We start from the raw sequence: 19,045 nt of genomic DNA on the forward strand, positions 1-19,045 counted from the left end.
TTCATTTCGGTTACTTTATGCTAAATGTTGCTGTGTCACACAGTGAATCATACCACCATACGCATACAGTTCATTTACATAAACACCGACAATTCTTCTTCCTGGAAACTGCCCTTCAATGATTTGAAGTCCTAACTTATCATGTTCATCACCATATATAGGAACTAATACAACTTCATTTCCAATATAAAAGTTCAAATACGAGCCCTTACAGTCTGCTTCTTTTACCACTTTTCTTGTTACCGGTACTGGGATGAGCTGAAATGGATTTTCATCTATATTTCTCGCTTGTCTCAATTCTTGATAATGCTTTTCGTACGCCTCCAAAAGGTAGGATTCACTCTCCCCAAAAGGATCATATTCATAAAGAATTGTATTTTCATTTACAAAACGTGCTGCCCCATCAATATGGTAATCCGTATCTTCATCATAATTATCCTCACCGCGAATGCCCGTTATCCATATAAAATTCGTGACCCCCAAATGCTTCGTTAACTCTATTTCAATCTCTTCCTGACTTAGTGTAGGATTTCGATTTTCATTTATAATAGAAGTTTTTGCCGCCATTAAGGTTCCATTTCCGTTTATCTCTATTCCTCCACCTTCTAGACAGACACTAGAATTAACTTTTGGAATGTTATACATTTCACTTATTTCCGCCGGAATACCCGCATCATTTTCATACGGATATTTCTCACCCCACCCATTAAAAATCCAGTGTGTTAAGCAGAGCTTGCCTTCCTTATCTTTTACAAAGATCGGTCCGTTATCTCTTATCCATACATCATCCGTCTCTTGAACTAAGAAATCAATTTTATCCATATCCACTTTCGCTTCCATTAACTTCGATTGGACATGTACTTTTTCTTCTTCATCATATACAACAATATGCACAATTTCTCCGTAATGAAGCTCCTTTGCCATCGTTACCCAAATATCATCTAACTTAGCTCTGTAACCTTCACCTCTATGAGCTTTATCATGAGGCCACTGGAGCCATGTCCCCTCATGCTTTTCCCACTCAGCTGGCATATAAAACAAACTATTTTCCATATTTCTCATACATGTTCACCCCTTCTTCGAATGTAAATTCAGTCTAAACTTTGACATCGTGCTAAGGTCAACAGAAATATATTAACTACTTCATAAACTGATTCTTTATTTTCCCTTGTGATACACTACTTCTCCTTGTAAAACCGTCACTAAAACTTTCGCATTCGGAATCTTATCGACACTCATTTTAGTAATATCTTCATTTAGCAATACCATATCGGCTGATTTACCTACTTCAATTGAACCAGTAATATTATCAAGGCCTAATGCTTTGGCGGGCTTAATTGTATAAGCATCAATAGCTGCATATATATCAGATAAGCCTTTCTCTTCAATACTTAACGCATTCGAAATTGTCACAAGTGGATTCAGTTCGTTTACGTCCCAATCACTACTAAGCGATACATTTGCTCCTGTTTTCCAAATGCGTCCTAACGGCATAATTCGTTTCATCTGTTGATTTGTAAAATACGCACTTGCCCAGCTTTGTTTAGGATCTTCTGCAAAATCATGACCTACTTGAAAATCAGCGCTAATACCTAACTTAGCAAAACGATTTATATCACTATCTTCTACCATCTCAACATGTGTGAGCGTATAAGGCTGATTTGCACCTTCTTTTTTCGCAGCTTCAATTGCATTTAAACTTTCTCTTACTCCGCCATCTCCAATTGTGTGGATGAGTGCACCGTAACCAATTTTATTGAGTTCACTCAACCACCACTTCATTTTTTCTTCTGGAATATAGTTCAAACCGTACGGTGTTCCTTTAAACCACTCAAATTTATATTTTTCTAGTATTTTAGCTGTGCTGTTAATGCTAATTCCATCACTATACATCTTCACTTGATTAATAAGCATTCTAGATGATACATCATCACGCTTAATTTTTTTGAAATACTCCATTTGCTCTGCTTCATTTAAGTTCGGATATACCCACGGACGAAGTACTACTCGCGACGTTAACTTTTTCTCATCATTAACTTTATTCCAAACATCTAACCAGCCTCGTTTCCAATAAAGACGTCCATCGCCGACTGTAGTAATACCATTCTTCGCAACCTCATCTAAACCGTCTAACAAACCTTCATAATTTTTTTCAAAGAGATTGGGCTGGGAATTCCATGCTTTTTCCATCACGATATCCCCTGCTGTATCATACAGAAGCCCGAAAGGTTCTCCTGTTTCTGGATCCCGGATGATTCTTCCGCCTTGCGGATCTTTCGTCTCTTTATTTATTCCCGCTACTTCCAATGCTTTTGAGTTAACCCATACAGAATGAGAAGTTCTTTCCATAATTAATACAGGGTTATTAGGAAATAACTCATCAAGAACTTGTAATGGCGTTTGTTGTTCAGATTTTTCGTCCATATCTTTTAACAGCTCTTCCAAACTAAATCCTGTTCCGCTTATCCATTCGCCATCTTTCACATCTTTTTTACAAGCCTTTAAATACGAGCGTTGTTCTTGCAGCGCAGCATCTGGCGAGACACTACAATTCCCTGCTGCTGGTGATTTCGCCTCAAATATATGATTGTGATTGTCCACAAAACCAGGAAGAATAAAACGTCCTTGTAAATCCACCACTTTCGTATCTTCATTTATAAATCCTTCTACATCTTTGTTTGAACCAACAAATGTAATTTTCCCTTCTTTAACGGCTACAGCCTCTACAATGTCTTGCTTGTCATTTGAAGTATAGATTGTACCATTTTTAAACACTACATTTTTTGGCAACTGATTTGGTAGAACGAAGCTACCATTCTCACCTTCTCCTACTCCAGGAGTACACGCTGAAACCCATGTCATACTTAGAATCAGACAAATAATCATGATTGTTCTTTTCATATTCTTTCTCCTTTTTATTATGATGAATTACTTACATAAATAGAATAAGGATTGACATAATGTTAATGTCAATCCTTATTCTCAGTCTATTTTCATAACTAAAAAACAAATTTGTGTGACATACTCTTCTACTAAACAATCACATTCAGGTCCCTTTATGTAGACCTCATATGGTGAACCATCTATTACATAACCATTTCTTTCAATCCATTTTTCTAACGCAATATAAGCGTAGCCTATATAGTCATAACTTCCATAATGCATAGTAGTAACGATTTGATGTGGATTTAATTTTTTTATTTCATATTCTTGTACTACATCTTTATTGTTCCCATGCATGACCGGAATCCTTAATTCAACATCACTTTCATTTGGAATATACTCTTCATCATAAAAGACCGTAGAGGGCGAACCGACCATTTGTAAGTTATGCTTTTGTACTTTTTCATATAAGTCATAAAAATAATCATCCATATCATCTATATTTATTTGCAGTCTTTGAGCAATTACTGTTATTTCATTTCTCATTCCAATAAATATATCGTAATTTCTATGACAAGCAGTATTTAAAGCATGATTCATATTTACCATTTCATTCATTTCTGAAATAACCTGTAAATTTTGTTTCACCTCATGAGACAACTCTATAATTTGTGATTGCATATGTTTAATAAATGAATCTTGATCTGATGATTGAAGAATTATTTTAATTTTCGGTAAAGGAAACTTATACTCCCTTAGCTTTTTAATTTTCAGCGCTATTTCAAGCTGCCCTTGCTCATAATATCTATACCCATTTTCCGGGTTCACATATGCTGGTTTTAATATATCCTCTTTGTCATAATGCCTTAGCATCCGTGTACTCATTTTACAAATCCGCGAAAACTCAGTAATTGTATACATATAAATACCCCTTGAATACATTTTCTTATATATAAGCTTATTTATTAAAACCAATCAAATATTTTTCTGATTGAAGAACCTTCATTCTGATCGTTCAGCCTTTTCATTTTTGAAGGTAACAAATGACTAGGACAATACCACGTTAAACAATTCATCGCGCCTCCCATTGTCGATATTTCTCCTACATGACTTTGAATAACTTGTTTCTCAGTATGCTGTTGAATATATCGTAAAACTTCCTCATCTTTAGCTAATCCAAACTTAGGAACGTAAAGCGTATCACATGTTTCTAACATATTTATATATAAACCTTTTGCTGACGCTATCTCTTCATCGTATTGACCCTTCTCTGTATATGACGAAGGAACAACTATAAATTCAGCCTCTGGCATTTGCTCTTGAATAATCTCTTGAACCTTATATCTAAATTCATGATCCCCTAAAAAATCACTAATAAACATTGTATGTTCATCAATAAATTTAACCATCCCGTCTGCGTGTGCAAGTACATCTCCCTCTTCAGCAGGAATAATAATAACCCGACTCACATCTAAATCGCATTCCAGTTGCTCTATAATTTCTTCTTCCGTCCAATCATAATTATCATCAAATATGCGTTCCGTTAATATAACGGTATCTTTTTTATTCCAAATAAGATTTCCACCGTCTAATATCAATGGAGATGTCACATATTCAAAGTCGTTCTTTTTCAACCATTTATTAAATTGTTGATCTAAATATCGTCCTTGATCTTTCGGTAAATAATTCGGTTGATATTTGAATTTAACTAGATGATTTGTTACAACTGGTGCAACATCTCTTAGCCAAATATCATCATACTCAAAAAAGTTTGTATGAAAGTCTTGCTCTTCAACAGATAAAGATATAAGTTGATCGGTAAATGCTTTATTTTCATTTAAGTATTCATTAAAATAAATAATGTCTTCATAAAATGGTCGATAATATTCATTCGATTCATCTGGTATTGCAGTAAAAATAATGCCACTATGTTTTTGTTCCATATTACTTACCTCGCTTTTTAATAATGATTGAATAACTGTTTTCAATAAGCTAACTATTCCCCAATTCATTTCTCTTTTCATTACAATTTTTGAAACGTGCACATTTCATGAATGGATTATAGCACGGAGAAATATTATATATTTATATAAAAAATATAAAGCCGTCGTTAAGCCATAAACTGACTCTTGACAAGATTTTTAAATTTTAATCGCCGTACACAATGAAGGATTAGATGATTTTTTTATCAAGATTCAAATCCATTACTTCTAATAGAGCGTTTTGATTATATAAATTCACTAAATGCGTTTCTACACCAATGCAAATCCCTTCTAGCGGCAGATCGTTTGGATCTTGACCAAATGGATCCTCAATTTCAACTCCTATTGCTTCAATCCCTATAAATGCAAAACTTATAAACGTAGTTGCAAGTACTGTAAACCATCCAAGACTATCAACAAGACCAATCGATAAAGTCCCGCAAAATATGAGCAGTAAAATTTTAATATGAGCAAAATATGCAAAAGGAATAGGCGTTGTTTTGATCCGATCACATCCACCCACAGCCGTAAGCAGAGTATTCAAATCAGCTTCCATATTAATTATTGCATTTGGGTGAATTTGACCCGTTTTCAAACCTTTTGATAGTATAGTTTTTAACATAAAAACTATACTAATCGGTAAATGAATAGACTCAGCCAACATTTCTTTTTCCTTCTCAGAACAAATATCAAACAATGCTTTTATTTCGGATAAATCTTTTTCGTCTCTCAAATGTCCTTTCGCTAACTTTGGAAAAGCAATTAACAAATGTAAAAATTTTAATTTTTCCTGATCCGTCTTTTTCCCTTCAGACTCCCAATAACATAAAAAACTAACTGCCAAATTTCTAGTACAAGCACCAACCGTGCCAAATAACTTTCTACCTTCCCAATACCTATCATAGGCAGTGTTAGTACGAAAAACTAACAGTAGACCTAAAGCCCCTCCAACAATTACCCAAGGAGTTTGATTAATTTTTATTTCTACATAATAATAATTAATCACAGTTACTATCGTTGAAATACATATATATAATAAAATTTGCGGGAAAATATCTCTTATAACTGTTCCCTTTAATGTAAATATTTGATGTAAATTATTTTGATTATTGTAATGAACCATATTTACAAAAACCTCTTTCCTTATTAACCTTTTATTCTTTTAAATTATGAAAGTATACAATTAAATAGTAGAATCATAAACCCTATTATTATAAAACTGGTTAAGATTATTTCTTTCAATACTGTTACTCCTTTTTACCAAAAGATAAAACATCTTTTTTGATTTAAACAACAAACGTTCACTCTTCTAAATCACGACGCATTATTTTAGAATTTGCAATGAATAAAGCACTAATTAATACAAGAATCGCGCAAGCATATATCAATGAATCCATTGGACTATCATGGTCTATAATAATTAGACGAACAATAGCCGTAATACCTATATATATAAAATAACGTAATGGAAAATGAAAGTTCATTTGAAAATACTTTATAATCATTACGATGAATTCAAAATATAAAAAAAATACGACAATGCTATCAATTAAATGATAACTAGATTCCTCACTATTTAATTTAAGTTCTTGTATAAATTGAATGACTTCTTTCATAAGAAACACACTTAAAACAATTCCCAAACAGATCAAAGCTACATTTATAATGTACTGTAGAACGATAGGGAAAAACGAAAATACTTTTTTAAAATTCTTTACCACAAACATTTTTCTCCTTTTCCATATAAACCAATAATGACAATATACTTTCATTCAATTATCGTTACATTAAAATTATACATTCCGTTCTTGTTACAGATGTTAAAACAAGACAAAATAAGTAAAGATAGCTTTTCACCTATTTTGTCTATAAAGCAACATAACGAAACTATAATCGATTACTTCAATTGAATCGGTTGTTGCTGTGTCACACAATGGATCATTCCGCCATTTTTATAAAGCTCTCTCACATCAATTCCCACTACTTTACGATCCGGGTATAATTTCTGAATCGTATCGTTTGCGATTTTGTCATTTGGATCATTATAGTTAGGCACCAATATAACTGTATTCCCAACATAATAATTGATATACGACCCCTTATAATCTAGAGTTTTTCCACCTTCTAAAGTAACTTTATCTTTACTAAGCGGTAAGTATTCGTACTTATATTTCTGTCCTGAAGCATTTTTTGCATCTAACAATTTATCCATATCTTTGTTTGACAAGCCCCATTCAGCCAAGTCATCTTCTGCCATCGTTACGATTGTAGATTTATCATGGAATTTAGCAAATCCATCAATATGAAAATCAGTAATATCTAAATTAGGCACTCCATCTAACCAAATAAAGTTTGTCACCCCAAGGTCACTTATATATTTTTCAATTTCCGCTTCTGATAAATCAGGATTTCTATTTTTATTCGTTACTGCGCTTCGAGTTAATAAAGCAGTCCCATTGCTGTCTAATTCAATTGCGCCACCTTCAAGGACAAATTTCCCCCAATCAATTCTTTCAATCCCTAATTGTTTACTAACATTCTCACGTATACAGGCATCATTTTTATATGGAGTTTTCTTTCCCCAACCATTAAATGCTGGATCTAATATTTTCAGATTTTTATTATTGTCATAAACAAAAATCGGTCCACTATCTCTTGCCCACACATCATCAGTAGGAGCGATAAAGAAATCAACTTTATCCATATTCAGCCCTTTATCTATTAAAAGCTTATTGATTCGCTCTTTCTCTTCCTCATCATATGCAACAATGTGGACTTTTTCACCCTCAGTTAAAGCACTTGCCATCTTAATCCAAATAGGTTCAACTTCTTGTTTATACTCTTGACCATATGTGTATTCATGAGGCCATTGTAGCCATGTACCTTCATGTTTATCTTTTTCATCCGGCATCGTATATTTTCCAGCGTTTTTCTGTACCTCTACTTTTTTATCCTCTTTCTCTTTCCCTTTGGCATTTTCATTATTCCCTTCAAAAGAACATCCACTAATAATCGTTGTAGATAATGTAGCTATTAAACAAAACTTTACTATTTTTTTCATTTTTCAACCTCCTGTTCATGTCTACAATACTGTAAGGCTTAACATAGTGTGAAGCTCAAGCTTTTTCATCAATGTAAAATTTACCAATTATTCTTCCGCATGATAATCACATAATTTCAATACAAATAGATGACATTCACAAAGTATATTCCCTATATTTAACATTAATATCATTTGACTTCCTTCATAAATTTATTCTAGTACTAATCCACTCTCATACCTGCTTGTTCACTAAATAAAACATTATTAAATAAAAAAATCGGTATTGATAATTACATATCAATACCGATTTTAAAATAATTATTTTCCTTCTATTAAATCATTCGCTAATTTCCTAAACTCTTGATTAAATGTATCATTCATACCATTTTGTACGTTAGAGAATAATATTACAAACGTTCTTTTATCCCAGTTAAAATTATTAAAAGTGTTCCAGCCAGCTAATACACCGTGGTTATGATAATAATCTGGGTAAATATAGAAGCTAAATCCATATTTTCTCGCAGGTGATACTGTAAACATATCTGATAAGCTTTGTTTAGAAATCAGCTTTCCATCCATAATAGCCTCATCTAATCTTTTCATATCTTCAACGGTCGTATACATTTCACCACAACCATACAGCCAGTTCATTTTTAAGCGTGGTGCAGCTATTAACTCATTATCTTTTTTCGTGTAACCTTCTGCTAAGAAAATATCTTCAGGGAGAGTTGCACCCATACCAGATTCATTCATTTCAACAGGAGTAAAAATGTTTTCTTTCACATATTCAGCAAGCGGTTTATTCGATATCTTTTCTACAATATACGCAAGTACCATATAATTATAATCTGTATATTTCCATCCTGTCCCTGCAGGAAATTGCAACTTTTGCGCTCCAATCCACGTTACTAACTTTAAACGTGATGCCGCATCAACACTACCTTGTCCCTGATCTGGTAATCCGGACGTATGTGTTAATAAATTTCGTAACGTAATGTTTTTATCTGCTGGAAACGATGGAATATACTTATTTACATTGTCTTCAATATTCAATTTCCCTTTTTCTCTTAGCTGTAATATAGATATTGCAACTACTGTTTTCGTTATGGAACCGATGCGATATTTTGTTCTTGGCGTTGTTAAAACTTTATCTTTTATATTCGCATACCCGTAGCCTTTTCGTAAAACCACATTATTTTTATCCGTTACGAGAACCGTTCCGTTAAATCCTTTATCTTTTAAATATTGATCGAGTTTCGTTGCTGCAATATCATAACGTTTTTGCTGATTCGCATCAACTTTCGATTGAACATTTCCAACTTTATCCTCAAAATTTGAAAATGCCTTCAAATTGTATTTCTTTTCTTTATTTGCATGTATGAGTGCAGCGACACTCCCACAAAAAATAGCAAAAACAAAGAAAGCGATTAACCATTTCTTAAACATATGGGAACCCTCTTTTATCTAGTTTCACTTTATACTTTTCCATTCTATTCTATATCTTTTAATTTTTAAATATCTTATAATCTATCTACTCTATTATTCCTCATAGTAAACTAGATTCCTTTTTCTAACGTTCAAATTTTAACTACTCTCTATTGTAGTTCTTTTTTACAAAATTTCCACCTTACAATCGGATACATCCAGCTTTAATTTTAATTTTTTATGTAACATTCGTTACACATTAACAAGAATGGAGGCGTTAATTTGAAAAAGACCGATAAGCTCAATCGTTTAGATGATATGATGTTTCATTATCGAGTAACAAAAAACAATATAGTTTTAATTGAATATTAAGGGAAAAAGATTATAATTTTAAAAGGAAATGATGCTGAAAATTTTTAAAACAAAATAAATCGGGCAAGTAACGAAAAAGAAAAACAGCTTATTATGGCTAAAATTACAGGTAATTTCAAAAGAGGAAATGAGCGTTAATGAAAACCAATCTCATTTCTAAATTGATTATACAGCATATAAAAAAAGAAATGTCACTCTCACGACATTTCTTTAGATTTTCTTCATAAAAGATTTACATTTTTAATATTTTTTTACTCTCATTGTCTATAAAATAACCTTTTCTTCTCATAACGCTCAGCCCTTTATGTTCATTTTATTATACAGATAAGGCATAACTAGCGATATATTATCATAGACGCCTACCATTGTACACATATTAAGCCAACGCAGCTGGCGGCAATAATTGCGGTCCTTTCCCGATGCGCGCCAATACCCAATCATCGTAATACCACATTTCTGTTTGGCGACGACTCATCATATAATCCCAGCGCACTTCTCGCTCAAATTCAATGATTTGTCCGTCACCACCAATTGTCACCCAGTTAAAACTTCCGTTATTATGCATCATCTTTATCCATAGAACAGGAAACTCCACAGTTTGTCCCCCGTCAACATAATGTCTCGTTTGTTTTTCTATACGAAGCAAAGTTAGGCCCTTTGCATATTGTCGATCAACCTTTTCCATTACATCCATCGCTATTTTCTCTGCCTCATCCTTATGAGGTAGTTTATTAGCGTATACTGGCATCATATTCGTGTAACTTAAAAGATACTTACTCTTTTGAGAAGTAATAGTTGTTATATGAGAGCCACCATAATTCAGTGGTTCTTCTGCTTGATAACGCTGTATTTCAACATTTACACCATCACGTAGTTCTTCATGCTCATGCACTAATTTTACATACTTCGGAATTGGTAATAACATTGAAACTTCCTTACTACAGTTTTGAAAAGCATTTAATTGATTAGCCATTAAGCATCTCTCCCTTTACTCGTTTCGTTTTGAAATAATTCTTTCGGTACTTTCGAAAGAATTGCCGTAATCTCTCCAGCATAATATACATATAACTCATGCATCGCTCGTGTACATGCTACATAAAATAAATTCCGTTCAGATTCTTTACTGTAAATATCACTTGAAGCATCAAATACAATAACAGCGTCGAACTCTATCCCTTTTGCTAAATAAGCAGGAATAATAACAACGCCATTCTCATAAGTCGTGTTTTCTTTCTGCACAAAATGGTAGTCTAATTTATCCCCTATTAACTCCATAGCCTTCATACATTCTTCATTTGTTTTACAAATGAGCGAAATTGATTTATGACCTTTCTCTTGCAAATCTCTTGCTTTATCAATGATACTTTCCACACGCTCTTGTTCATCATTCACTTTTATACATAACGGCTTCTTACCATCCCGATTAAAAGCTTCGATTTCTTTCCCGTTCGGAATGATATGTTTTGTAAGTTCAATAATAGGTTTTGCTGAGCGATAACTACGATTTAACTGAATGGTTTCTACTTTGCTATTTGCAAACAACGTTGAAATTATATTTGTTCCTCTATTACTAGCATGAGCGAAAATGTTTTGATTTACATCACCGAGCAACGTCCACTTTGCCTTCGGAAACAGTCGTTTCATAAACGCTAATTGAAATGGTGTATAATCTTGTACTTCATCAACAAATACAAATTTCACAAGATGGTTCGTTTTAAAACCTTCTATTAATTCTTTTAAAAATAAATATGGAGCTACATCTTCATATGCTAATCGCTTTTCCTCTAAACACTTTACTGTTTGCTTACATATTTCTTCCCAACCATCCGGTGCGAAAACATCTTTCTGGATCGTTCCAAAGAACTGCTGAAATATTGCAGAATGATTTACAAAAGCTAAAGATTTCACCTTTCTTCGCAATGAACGGAAATGCTTTCTCACTACATATTTCGTTAACACTTCATGCTCTTTCTCGTAATAATCAAATTGATTATCCTTCTCTAACTTTTCATACAAACGATTATAATCTTCTTTATTTAAATATTGAATTTCCCGCTCTACCCATTCTTTTTTCGCTTCTTTCTTTTCAAAGATATTTAATTTTTTACTAATCCATTCCGTTACAAGTTGCATTCGATTCGGTATTGAAATGGCTGTGTTTAGGGAATAAAAATAGTCATATATTGCATTTGCATGTATGATTATTTCCCCTTTAAATGTTACATCATGAAATTGCATCCCTTTTTCACCAAGGTTTCTCGCATACTTTTCAATCAGCCCCATAAATTCAATTGATGATTTATATTGAATCCCTTTTCTCCTTGTTTCATACACGTTTTCCTGTTCTTTCGTTAACATGTATTCTAACTGCGAAAAAGGATCTTCTACAGTAAAACTTTTTCCAATCATATGTTCCATGTATGCTTGGATAGTTGTTTGTTGCATATTCTCCTCACCAAGCTCTGGTAAGACATTAGCAATATAGCTATTGAACAAATCATTCGGAGAAAATAGCAAAATTTGATCCGCGTTTACTGTCCCACGGTAACGATATAATAAATACGCAACCCGTTGCAGAGCTGCTGAAGTTTTCCCGCTTCCAGCCGTCCCTTGCACAAGTAATACATCACTTTTATCGTTTCGAATAATTTTGTTCTGTTCTTTTTGAATTGTCACTACAATACTTTTCATTTGTTCACTTGCATTTCTTCCTAGCGCTTCTTGAAGGAGTTCATCTCCTATCGTTACACCTGTATCGAACATACTTTGAATGTTACCATTTCGGATAATATATTGACGTTTCAAAAGTAAATCACCTGATATTGTCCCCATTGGCGCTATATACTTTGCACTTCCTAAAGAATAATCGTAATAAAGACTAGAAATAGGTGCGCGCCAATCATATACTAAAAATTCATCTGTCTCTTTATCATAAAAAGAGCCGATACCAATATAGATTTCATCAGTATCCGCCTCTTGTTCTTCATTAAAATCAATTCTTCCAAAGTACGGTGTATCTTTTATTTTCGTTAAAAGATTATATTCATTTTTCGCATGTCGATGGGTATGCTCCCTTTCCGAAAGAATCTCGGCCTCTTGCCTAATACTGGCCGCCGTTTCAACCGCCTCTTTAATATTATCTATATTTACTTTTACATCTTCCCAAAAGTTTTTTCTTATATTTACAATTTCAGACTTCACCGAACCAACTCGGCTGTCCAGCTCATTCAGTTCCTCGTCTACTTTTTCAATGACTACATTTACACGTTGTTGTTCTTCTTTATAATGACTCATATAATCTCCCCTTCTCATTACGTTTCCTGATTGAAAGCCTTATATGATACGAAGTTCTTTACTTTTGAAAAATACCACGCGCAACAATTTCCCATGACTTTTGAAATTCTTCGTTTATCTTCTCTTCTTTCCATCGCTCAGAAAAAGCAGGGTGGTAGAACGGTGATAGGAGTCCAAAAATCGTATGCGCTAAAAATAAACTGTCTTGTTTTTCAATCTCGTTACGCTCTATCCCTTGATTTATAACCTTCTCCAGTTGCCTAACTAATCTTTCTTCGTGTTTTTGGATAACAGCATTCTTTTGCTGAACTAACGAACTATTCAATGTAAATAGCTCTTCATTTTCCAGTAACTCTTTCTGTTTAAGTTGGAACAAACATAAGAACCAATCTTGTAAAATTACTGCTGTTTCTCCGTCTTTCCCACTAATTTTCTCAAGTTGATCCGAATACTTTAATAACCATCTTTCCAAAATAGCGTCTCGAAGTGCTGCCTTACTACGAAAATAAGAGTATAAAGCTGCATGACTAACATCAAGTGATTTCGCAATACTAACGAGAGTCGTCCTACTCCATCCGTATTTAATCAATTCCTTTTCCGCTGCATCCAAAACAACATTTCTCGTTAATGCTTTTTCTGTCATTTTTCTCACCGTCCACTTTATTTACATAATAAAATTATCTTCTGTTATTTCAACAACTTACATTTTTTATTATTTGTAAGTTGCAATCAAAAAAATTCATCTTTCAAGTAGGTTATAAGATTAGCACATCTGCTTACAACTTACAATATTTTATTTTTGTAAGTTGTAAGCAATAAAAACACCGCTTTTGAAATACAAGCGGTGTTTTTATATTTAATTACATAATAAACGATTCATTATCTCTTCAAGTAATATACCCGGCTTTACTACCTCATTTTCCGTACGCCATCCAATAAATCCATCTGGTCTTATTACTACCGCTCCTCCATTTTCTATCCCGTATAGTTTTCTAAAAAAGTTACCTTGATCGATAAAATCACCAGTTAAACCTACCTGATACACTTTTATCTTTACTCCTAATCCAGATGAAACAACATTTGCAGCTTCAGTCCAAGTACTAGGCTCTGCTCCAGTAAGTAACACAAAGTTGCTACCAAATAGATCAAGTATAGAAACTTCTTTTCCTTCATAAGTTCCCCAAAAATGTGGCGCACGCGTTCCCGGGCGTCCGTTCAAATCAACTATATTCATTCTATGCGGTGTGTTACATTCGTCTATAATTGCTTCTGAGCAATACTGATAACCAGCAGTGACAGCTAAACTATCCATAGTATTCAAATTACCTCCCTCTCTATTCGCTGCACGAAATAATATACTACTCGCATGGTCCGTCGTTAATTTCGCAACAGGATATCTCTCGTCATGATACGTTTCTAACAATTTTGGATTTGCTTTCCCTTTTATAACAGCCGCTAATTTCCAAGCTAAATTATGTGCATCTTGTATCCCTGTATTTGAACCGAATCCTCCTGTTGGCGGCATAATATGTGCTGAGTCACCAACTAAAAAGATGCGATTGTCCTGAAATTTTACCGCTGTACTTTCACTCGCTTCCCACGGTAAAACACTTACTATTTCTGGCTTAATATCCATACTTCCAATTGCAGTTTGAATAATTTGTTTACAGCGTTCTATAGAAAAATCTTCTGGTCGCTCCCCTTTTACTGGATCATAAGCTACATGATAAATCCATTTACTTTCGTTATCGACTGGAATAAGCGCGCCAATTACTTCTGGATGTCGTATCATAGTAAAACCGAATGCGTCTCCTTTAATACATTCACTTAAATCTGCTTCAAAATATATGTTCATATAATAACCACCGATTGTACCACGGCCCTCGGTTAAAATACCTAACTGTTCACGTATTTTACTTTTCGCTCCATCTGCTGCAATTACATAATCACAATGAATCATGCTCTCTTCTTTCGTGTCACGATTTCGAATCGTTGCTATTACTCCGTTCTCATTTTGTTCATAAGAAACCAGTTCATGATAAAAAGATAGCTCTCCGCCTAATTTTTTCGCGCATTGTAACATCATCTCTTCTAAAGTAATTTGATAACAAGCAGTTTGTTTTGATGGGCTAATCTCTTCCACTTTACGAAATAAATTTTCGTTATTTTCATACTGCGCCGCCCTTATTTGTTCCAACTCTTCATGCTTTACCTCAGCTATTGTTTGAACTGCAATTCTCCCGTGACAATTCTCTAATGCTTTACCAGCTAATCTAATTCCTTTTTCTAGACCCAGTTCTCGGAATAATTCCATTGTGCGAAATGTAATTCCACCCGCTTTCGGATGAATCGCAGTAGACGGATGCCTTTCAATAAGTACATAATCAATGTTATGTTTCGCAAGGAATAATGCAGACGATAATCCTGATAATCCCCCTCCAACAATTAAAACTGGTACATGTTTCGATTCCATACATTTTCCCTCCACATATATTCTTCTGAGCTCAGTGACATAAATATAATCAAAAAACCAACAAAAATATAGACTTATATTTCATTTTGAATTATCATATAGATAGATTACGCCCCAAATTACTTTTATCCTTTCATACATCTACAAGTCACTTAATTTGTGTGTGTATGAAAGGATAAAAAAGAAGGCTTTACTTTGAACTATTCTCTGATATTGACATCAAAAATAATAAAAACATTATAAGCGGTCGTAACCTTGTAAATTATACAAGGTTACGACCGCTTATTTTATTGTTAAATGGCTACCCTTTATCCTCGGCAGACAACGCATTGTTAAATCATTTCCTACCTTTTGAATTCATTAATTACTATAGAAAAAAAATATATATCCTTCTATTCCTTATAATAAATACTCCATAATTTTCAATACGTAAAAATGGATTCGTCTCGATTTTCTTTCTCAATATTGCAGCTCATACAACATTCATGTAGCATTACCGTATCGATGTAATGGTTCATCATCTTAAACCTTTCGACTAATTATTGGAGGTATAGTGATTGAAATGAATAAACAAGAACAATTAAATGTTATTAAAGAAGATTTTATTAATTGTCAAAAAGTATTAGTGGCAATTGGTGACGAAACACGTCAAGCTATTTTGTTAGTTCTAATGAAAACAGAATGTCAAACTGGATTACGTGTTGGCGAAATCACTAAACAAACACACCTTTCTCGACCAGCAGTATCACATCACCTTAAGATTTTACGAGAAGCTGGTATTATTTTAATGCGTAAAGAAGGTACAAAGAACTTTTATTATATTGACATACGTACAAAATTAGGATTATTAAAAAACCTTGTATTAGATATTGAGAAGCTACTGCAAAACTTTTATTGAACTTTGGAGGTATAAGAAATGAGAGCAATGGTGATTGATAAGTACGGGAAAGTTCCAATGCGTATGACTGAGATGCCCACCCCTGAAATAAATGAGTATGAGGTGCTCGCAGAAATTCATGCAGCTAGCATTAACCCAATTGATTTTAAAATACGCGATGGAAAAGTGAAGTTGTTACTTAAATATAAAATGCCCCTTATTCTTGGTAATGACTTTTCTGGTGTCATTGTAAAAGTCGGAACAAAGGTGACCCAATTTAAAGTTGGTGATGAAATATATGCACGTCCAAGAAAAGATAAGATCGGTACTTTTGCGGAATATATAGCCATTCATGAAGATGATATAGCCTTAAAACCGAAAAATTTAACTTTTGAGGAAGCGGCGTCGATTCCTCTCGTTGGCTTAACATCATATCAAGCATTACATGACATCATGCAATTACAAAAAGGACAAAAGATTTTGATTCACGCTGGATCCGGCGGTGTTGGTACTTTCGCAATTCAGTTAGCAAAAATAATGGGCGCCACTGTTGCAACAACTGCTAGTGAAGCTGGTGAAAATTTAGTAAAGTCTCTTGGCGCAGATGAAATTATTAATTACAAAAAAGAAAAGTTTGAAGATATACTGAAAAATTATGATGCGGTATTTGATACACTTGGCGGTACAACACTTGAAAAATCATTCGATATTATAAAAAGCGAAGGGAACATTGTTTCCGTTTCAGGAATGCCGAATGCTCGCTTCGGTAAAGAATTTGGTTCAGGATTTTTCAAAACACTCTTATTTTCATTAGCAAGCAAAAAACTTACTGCACTTGAAAAAAAGCATAATGCTCAATATTCGTTTTTGTTTATGAAACCAAGCGGAGATCAATTACGTATAATTGCAAAGTATATTGAATCTGGACAAATCAAACCTATAATCGATCGCATTTTCCCTTTTGAAGATACTCAAAAAGCAATGGAATATTCAGAGTCTGGAAGAGCAAAAGGAAAGATAATTGTAAAAATCAAATAATAATAAAACTCCATTTTTTTAAAATGGAGTTTTATTATTTGCTGTTAAATAGACATAGTGCAATGAAGTCCTTACAATAGATTTCAAGGGGAAATATCATATTATACTTTTAGCTAATTTTACAAAGAATACATACGTACAAATACATAATAAAAAAATAAACAAGGAGGAGATAAAATGACTAAAAATAATGAAGCAGGTTGGAATTTAGATAATAGTTATACGACTTTACCACAATCATTTTATACAGAAATCCCCCCAACTCCTGTACACTCACCGGAGTTAATTAAACTAAATAATTCTTTAGCAATATCTCTTGGCTTTAATCCTGAGGAACTAAAAAGGGACGCTGAAATCGCCATTTTAGCTGGTAATACTATTCCAGAAGGAGCTCATCCACTAGCTCAAGCGTATGCTGGGCACCAATTTGGTCATTTCAACATGTTAGGAGATGGTCGTGCCCTTTTAATTGGAGAACAAATTACTCCTTCAGGCGAACGGTTTGATATTCAATTGAAAGGTTCCGGTCCAACTCCATATTCACGCCGCGGTGATGGTCGTGCTGCACTCGGTCCAATGCTACGTGAGTATATTATTAGTGAAGCGATGTACGCGCTTGATATTCCAACTACTCGCAGTTTAGCAGTAGTCTCAACTGGCGAACCAATCTATCGCGAAACGAAGTTACCTGGAGCTATTTTAACTAGAGTTGCAAGCAGTCATATACGCGTTGGAACATTCCAATACGCGGCTGCTCGCGGCCCAATCGAAGATCTCAAAGCTTTAGCTGATTATACGATAAAAAGACATTATCCAGAGGTTGAATCTACTGAAAATCCATATGTCGCACTACTACAAGAAGTCATTAAGAGACAAGCAAGCCTTATCGCAACATGGCAACTCGTCGGCTTCATTCACGGCGTAATGAACACTGACAATATAACGATTAGCGGTGAAACGATTGATTACGGTCCATGTGCCTTTATGGATAGTTATAACCAAGGAACAGTATTTAGCTCTATTGACACACAAGGCCGTTATGCATACGGAAATCAACCATATATGGCTGCATGGGATCTCGCACGTTTAGCTGAATCTTTAATACCGATACTACATGAAGATGAAGAAGAAGCACTAAAAATTGCACAAGATGAAATTTCAAAGTTCAGTGTGCAGTACGAAAACAATTGGTTCCTCGGAATGAAGAAGAAATTAGGACTATTTAGCAATGAAGAGCATGATCAATCACTTATTGAGAAACTTTTAAAAGCGATGGAAAAATATAAAGCAGATTATACAAATACATTCCGTGCATTAACTGACAATACATTAGAAAATGCACCTTTATTTGAAAGTCCTGAATTTAAAGAATGGTACGAGCTATGGCAATCTCGGTTAGAAAGACAAAAAGAATCACAAGATGATGCCTACAAGTTGATGAAAAATAACAACCCAGTAATCATCCCCAGGAACCACAAAGTAGAAGAAGCACTAGAAGCAGCTGTTAAAAATGGAGACTATAGCGTAATGGAGAAACTTCTTCAAGCTTTAGCAAATCCTTATGAATATTCTCAAGAACAAGCGGATTACTGCACGCCTCCTGTGCCGTCGAATCGCCCTTATAGGACTTTTTGCGGGACGTGATTGTTTCATATGTA

Annotated in this window: 15 protein-coding genes and 1 pseudogene; 4 read left to right on the plus strand and 12 right to left on the minus strand. The window is 34.0% G+C overall.

The window, feature by feature from the left end; all coding sequences use genetic code 11:
- Positions 1-15 precede the first annotated feature (15 nt).
- The 8 genes from MR155_RS14850 to MR155_RS14885 all read right to left on the minus strand — a co-directional run bounded on the left by MR155_RS14850 (position 16) and on the right by MR155_RS14885 (position 9,354).
- Positions 16-1,062: an agmatine deiminase family protein gene (locus MR155_RS14850; protein WP_002137603.1), complete on the minus strand. Its 1,047-nt coding sequence runs from the start codon at positions 1,060-1,062 to the stop codon at positions 16-18.
- Between the two features lie 96 nt (positions 1,063-1,158).
- Entirely contained in the window at positions 1,159-2,901 is a 1,743-nt protein-coding gene (locus MR155_RS14855; protein WP_002137604.1) for an amidohydrolase, read from the minus strand.
- Positions 2,902-2,982: 81 nt separating this feature from the next.
- Entirely contained in the window at positions 2,983-3,804 is an 822-nt protein-coding gene (locus MR155_RS14860) for a MerR family transcriptional regulator (protein ID WP_088039906.1), read from the minus strand.
- A gap of 44 nt (positions 3,805-3,848) precedes the next feature.
- Positions 3,849-4,826 (minus strand): agmatine deiminase family protein, encoded by a 978-nt coding sequence (locus MR155_RS14865; protein WP_242310510.1) that lies wholly within the window; start codon positions 4,824-4,826, stop codon positions 3,849-3,851.
- 229 nt (positions 4,827-5,055) lie between these two features.
- Positions 5,056-5,988 carry a bestrophin family protein gene (locus tag MR155_RS14870; protein ID WP_242310370.1) on the minus strand — a complete coding sequence of 311 codons (933 nt, stop codon included), beginning with the start codon at positions 5,986-5,988 and terminating at the stop codon, positions 5,056-5,058.
- Positions 5,989-6,166: 178 nt separating this feature from the next.
- Positions 6,167-6,586 (minus strand): phosphate-starvation-inducible protein PsiE, encoded by a 420-nt coding sequence (gene psiE, locus MR155_RS14875; RefSeq protein ID WP_002167875.1) that lies wholly within the window; start codon positions 6,584-6,586, stop codon positions 6,167-6,169.
- A 176-nt stretch (positions 6,587-6,762) separates the two neighbouring features.
- Positions 6,763-7,926 (minus strand): agmatine deiminase family protein, encoded by a 1,164-nt coding sequence (locus tag MR155_RS14880; protein WP_242310372.1) that lies wholly within the window; start codon positions 7,924-7,926, stop codon positions 6,763-6,765.
- 300 nt (positions 7,927-8,226) lie between these two features.
- On the minus strand, positions 8,227-9,354 hold the full coding sequence (locus MR155_RS14885) for a serine hydrolase domain-containing protein (protein WP_242310374.1): 1,128 nt from the start codon (positions 9,352-9,354) through the stop codon (positions 8,227-8,229).
- Between the two features lie 261 nt (positions 9,355-9,615).
- On the opposite strand from MR155_RS14885, the pseudogene MR155_RS14890 reads away from it, so the two are divergent.
- Positions 9,616-9,843: pseudogene (locus MR155_RS14890) on the plus strand (hypothetical protein).
- A gap of 238 nt (positions 9,844-10,081) precedes the next feature.
- Here the strand turns inward: MR155_RS14890 and MR155_RS14895 are convergent.
- From MR155_RS14895 to MR155_RS14910, 4 genes are all read right to left on the minus strand, one after another.
- A complete protein-coding gene (locus MR155_RS14895; protein WP_242310376.1) occupies positions 10,082-10,678 on the minus strand; it encodes a hypothetical protein in 597 nt (198 codons plus the stop codon).
- On the minus strand, positions 10,678-12,999 hold the full coding sequence (gene helD / locus MR155_RS14900) for an RNA polymerase recycling motor HelD (protein WP_242310378.1): 2,322 nt from the start codon (positions 12,997-12,999) through the stop codon (positions 10,678-10,680). Before helD ends, MR155_RS14895 begins: the two co-directional genes overlap by 1 nt.
- Before the next feature lie 58 nt (positions 13,000-13,057).
- Positions 13,058-13,642: a TetR/AcrR family transcriptional regulator gene (locus MR155_RS14905; protein ID WP_242310380.1), complete on the minus strand. Its 585-nt coding sequence runs from the start codon at positions 13,640-13,642 to the stop codon at positions 13,058-13,060.
- 213 nt (positions 13,643-13,855) lie between these two features.
- Positions 13,856-15,472 carry an FAD-dependent oxidoreductase gene (locus tag MR155_RS14910; protein ID WP_242310382.1) on the minus strand — a complete coding sequence of 539 codons (1,617 nt, stop codon included), beginning with the start codon at positions 15,470-15,472 and terminating at the stop codon, positions 13,856-13,858.
- Positions 15,473-16,025: 553 nt separating this feature from the next.
- On the opposite strand from MR155_RS14910, the gene MR155_RS14915 reads away from it, so the two are divergent.
- The 3 genes from MR155_RS14915 (at position 16,026) to MR155_RS14925 (ending at position 19,031) form a co-directional block, all read left to right on the plus strand.
- Positions 16,026-16,370 carry an ArsR/SmtB family transcription factor gene (locus MR155_RS14915; RefSeq protein WP_002033417.1) on the plus strand — a complete coding sequence of 115 codons (345 nt, stop codon included), beginning with the start codon at positions 16,026-16,028 and terminating at the stop codon, positions 16,368-16,370.
- An 18-nt stretch (positions 16,371-16,388) separates the two neighbouring features.
- Positions 16,389-17,387, plus strand: coding sequence for an NADP-dependent oxidoreductase (locus tag MR155_RS14920; protein ID WP_002190327.1), 999 nt, complete (start codon positions 16,389-16,391; stop codon positions 17,385-17,387).
- A 177-nt stretch (positions 17,388-17,564) separates the two neighbouring features.
- A complete protein-coding gene (locus MR155_RS14925) occupies positions 17,565-19,031 on the plus strand; it encodes a protein adenylyltransferase SelO (protein ID WP_242310383.1) in 1,467 nt (488 codons plus the stop codon).
- Positions 19,032-19,045: the final 14 nt, after the last annotated feature.

The organism is Bacillus cereus group sp. BfR-BA-01331, from assembly GCF_022663915.1.
Taxonomy (GTDB): Bacteria; Bacillota; Bacilli; order Bacillales; family Bacillaceae_G; genus Bacillus_A; species Bacillus_A mycoides.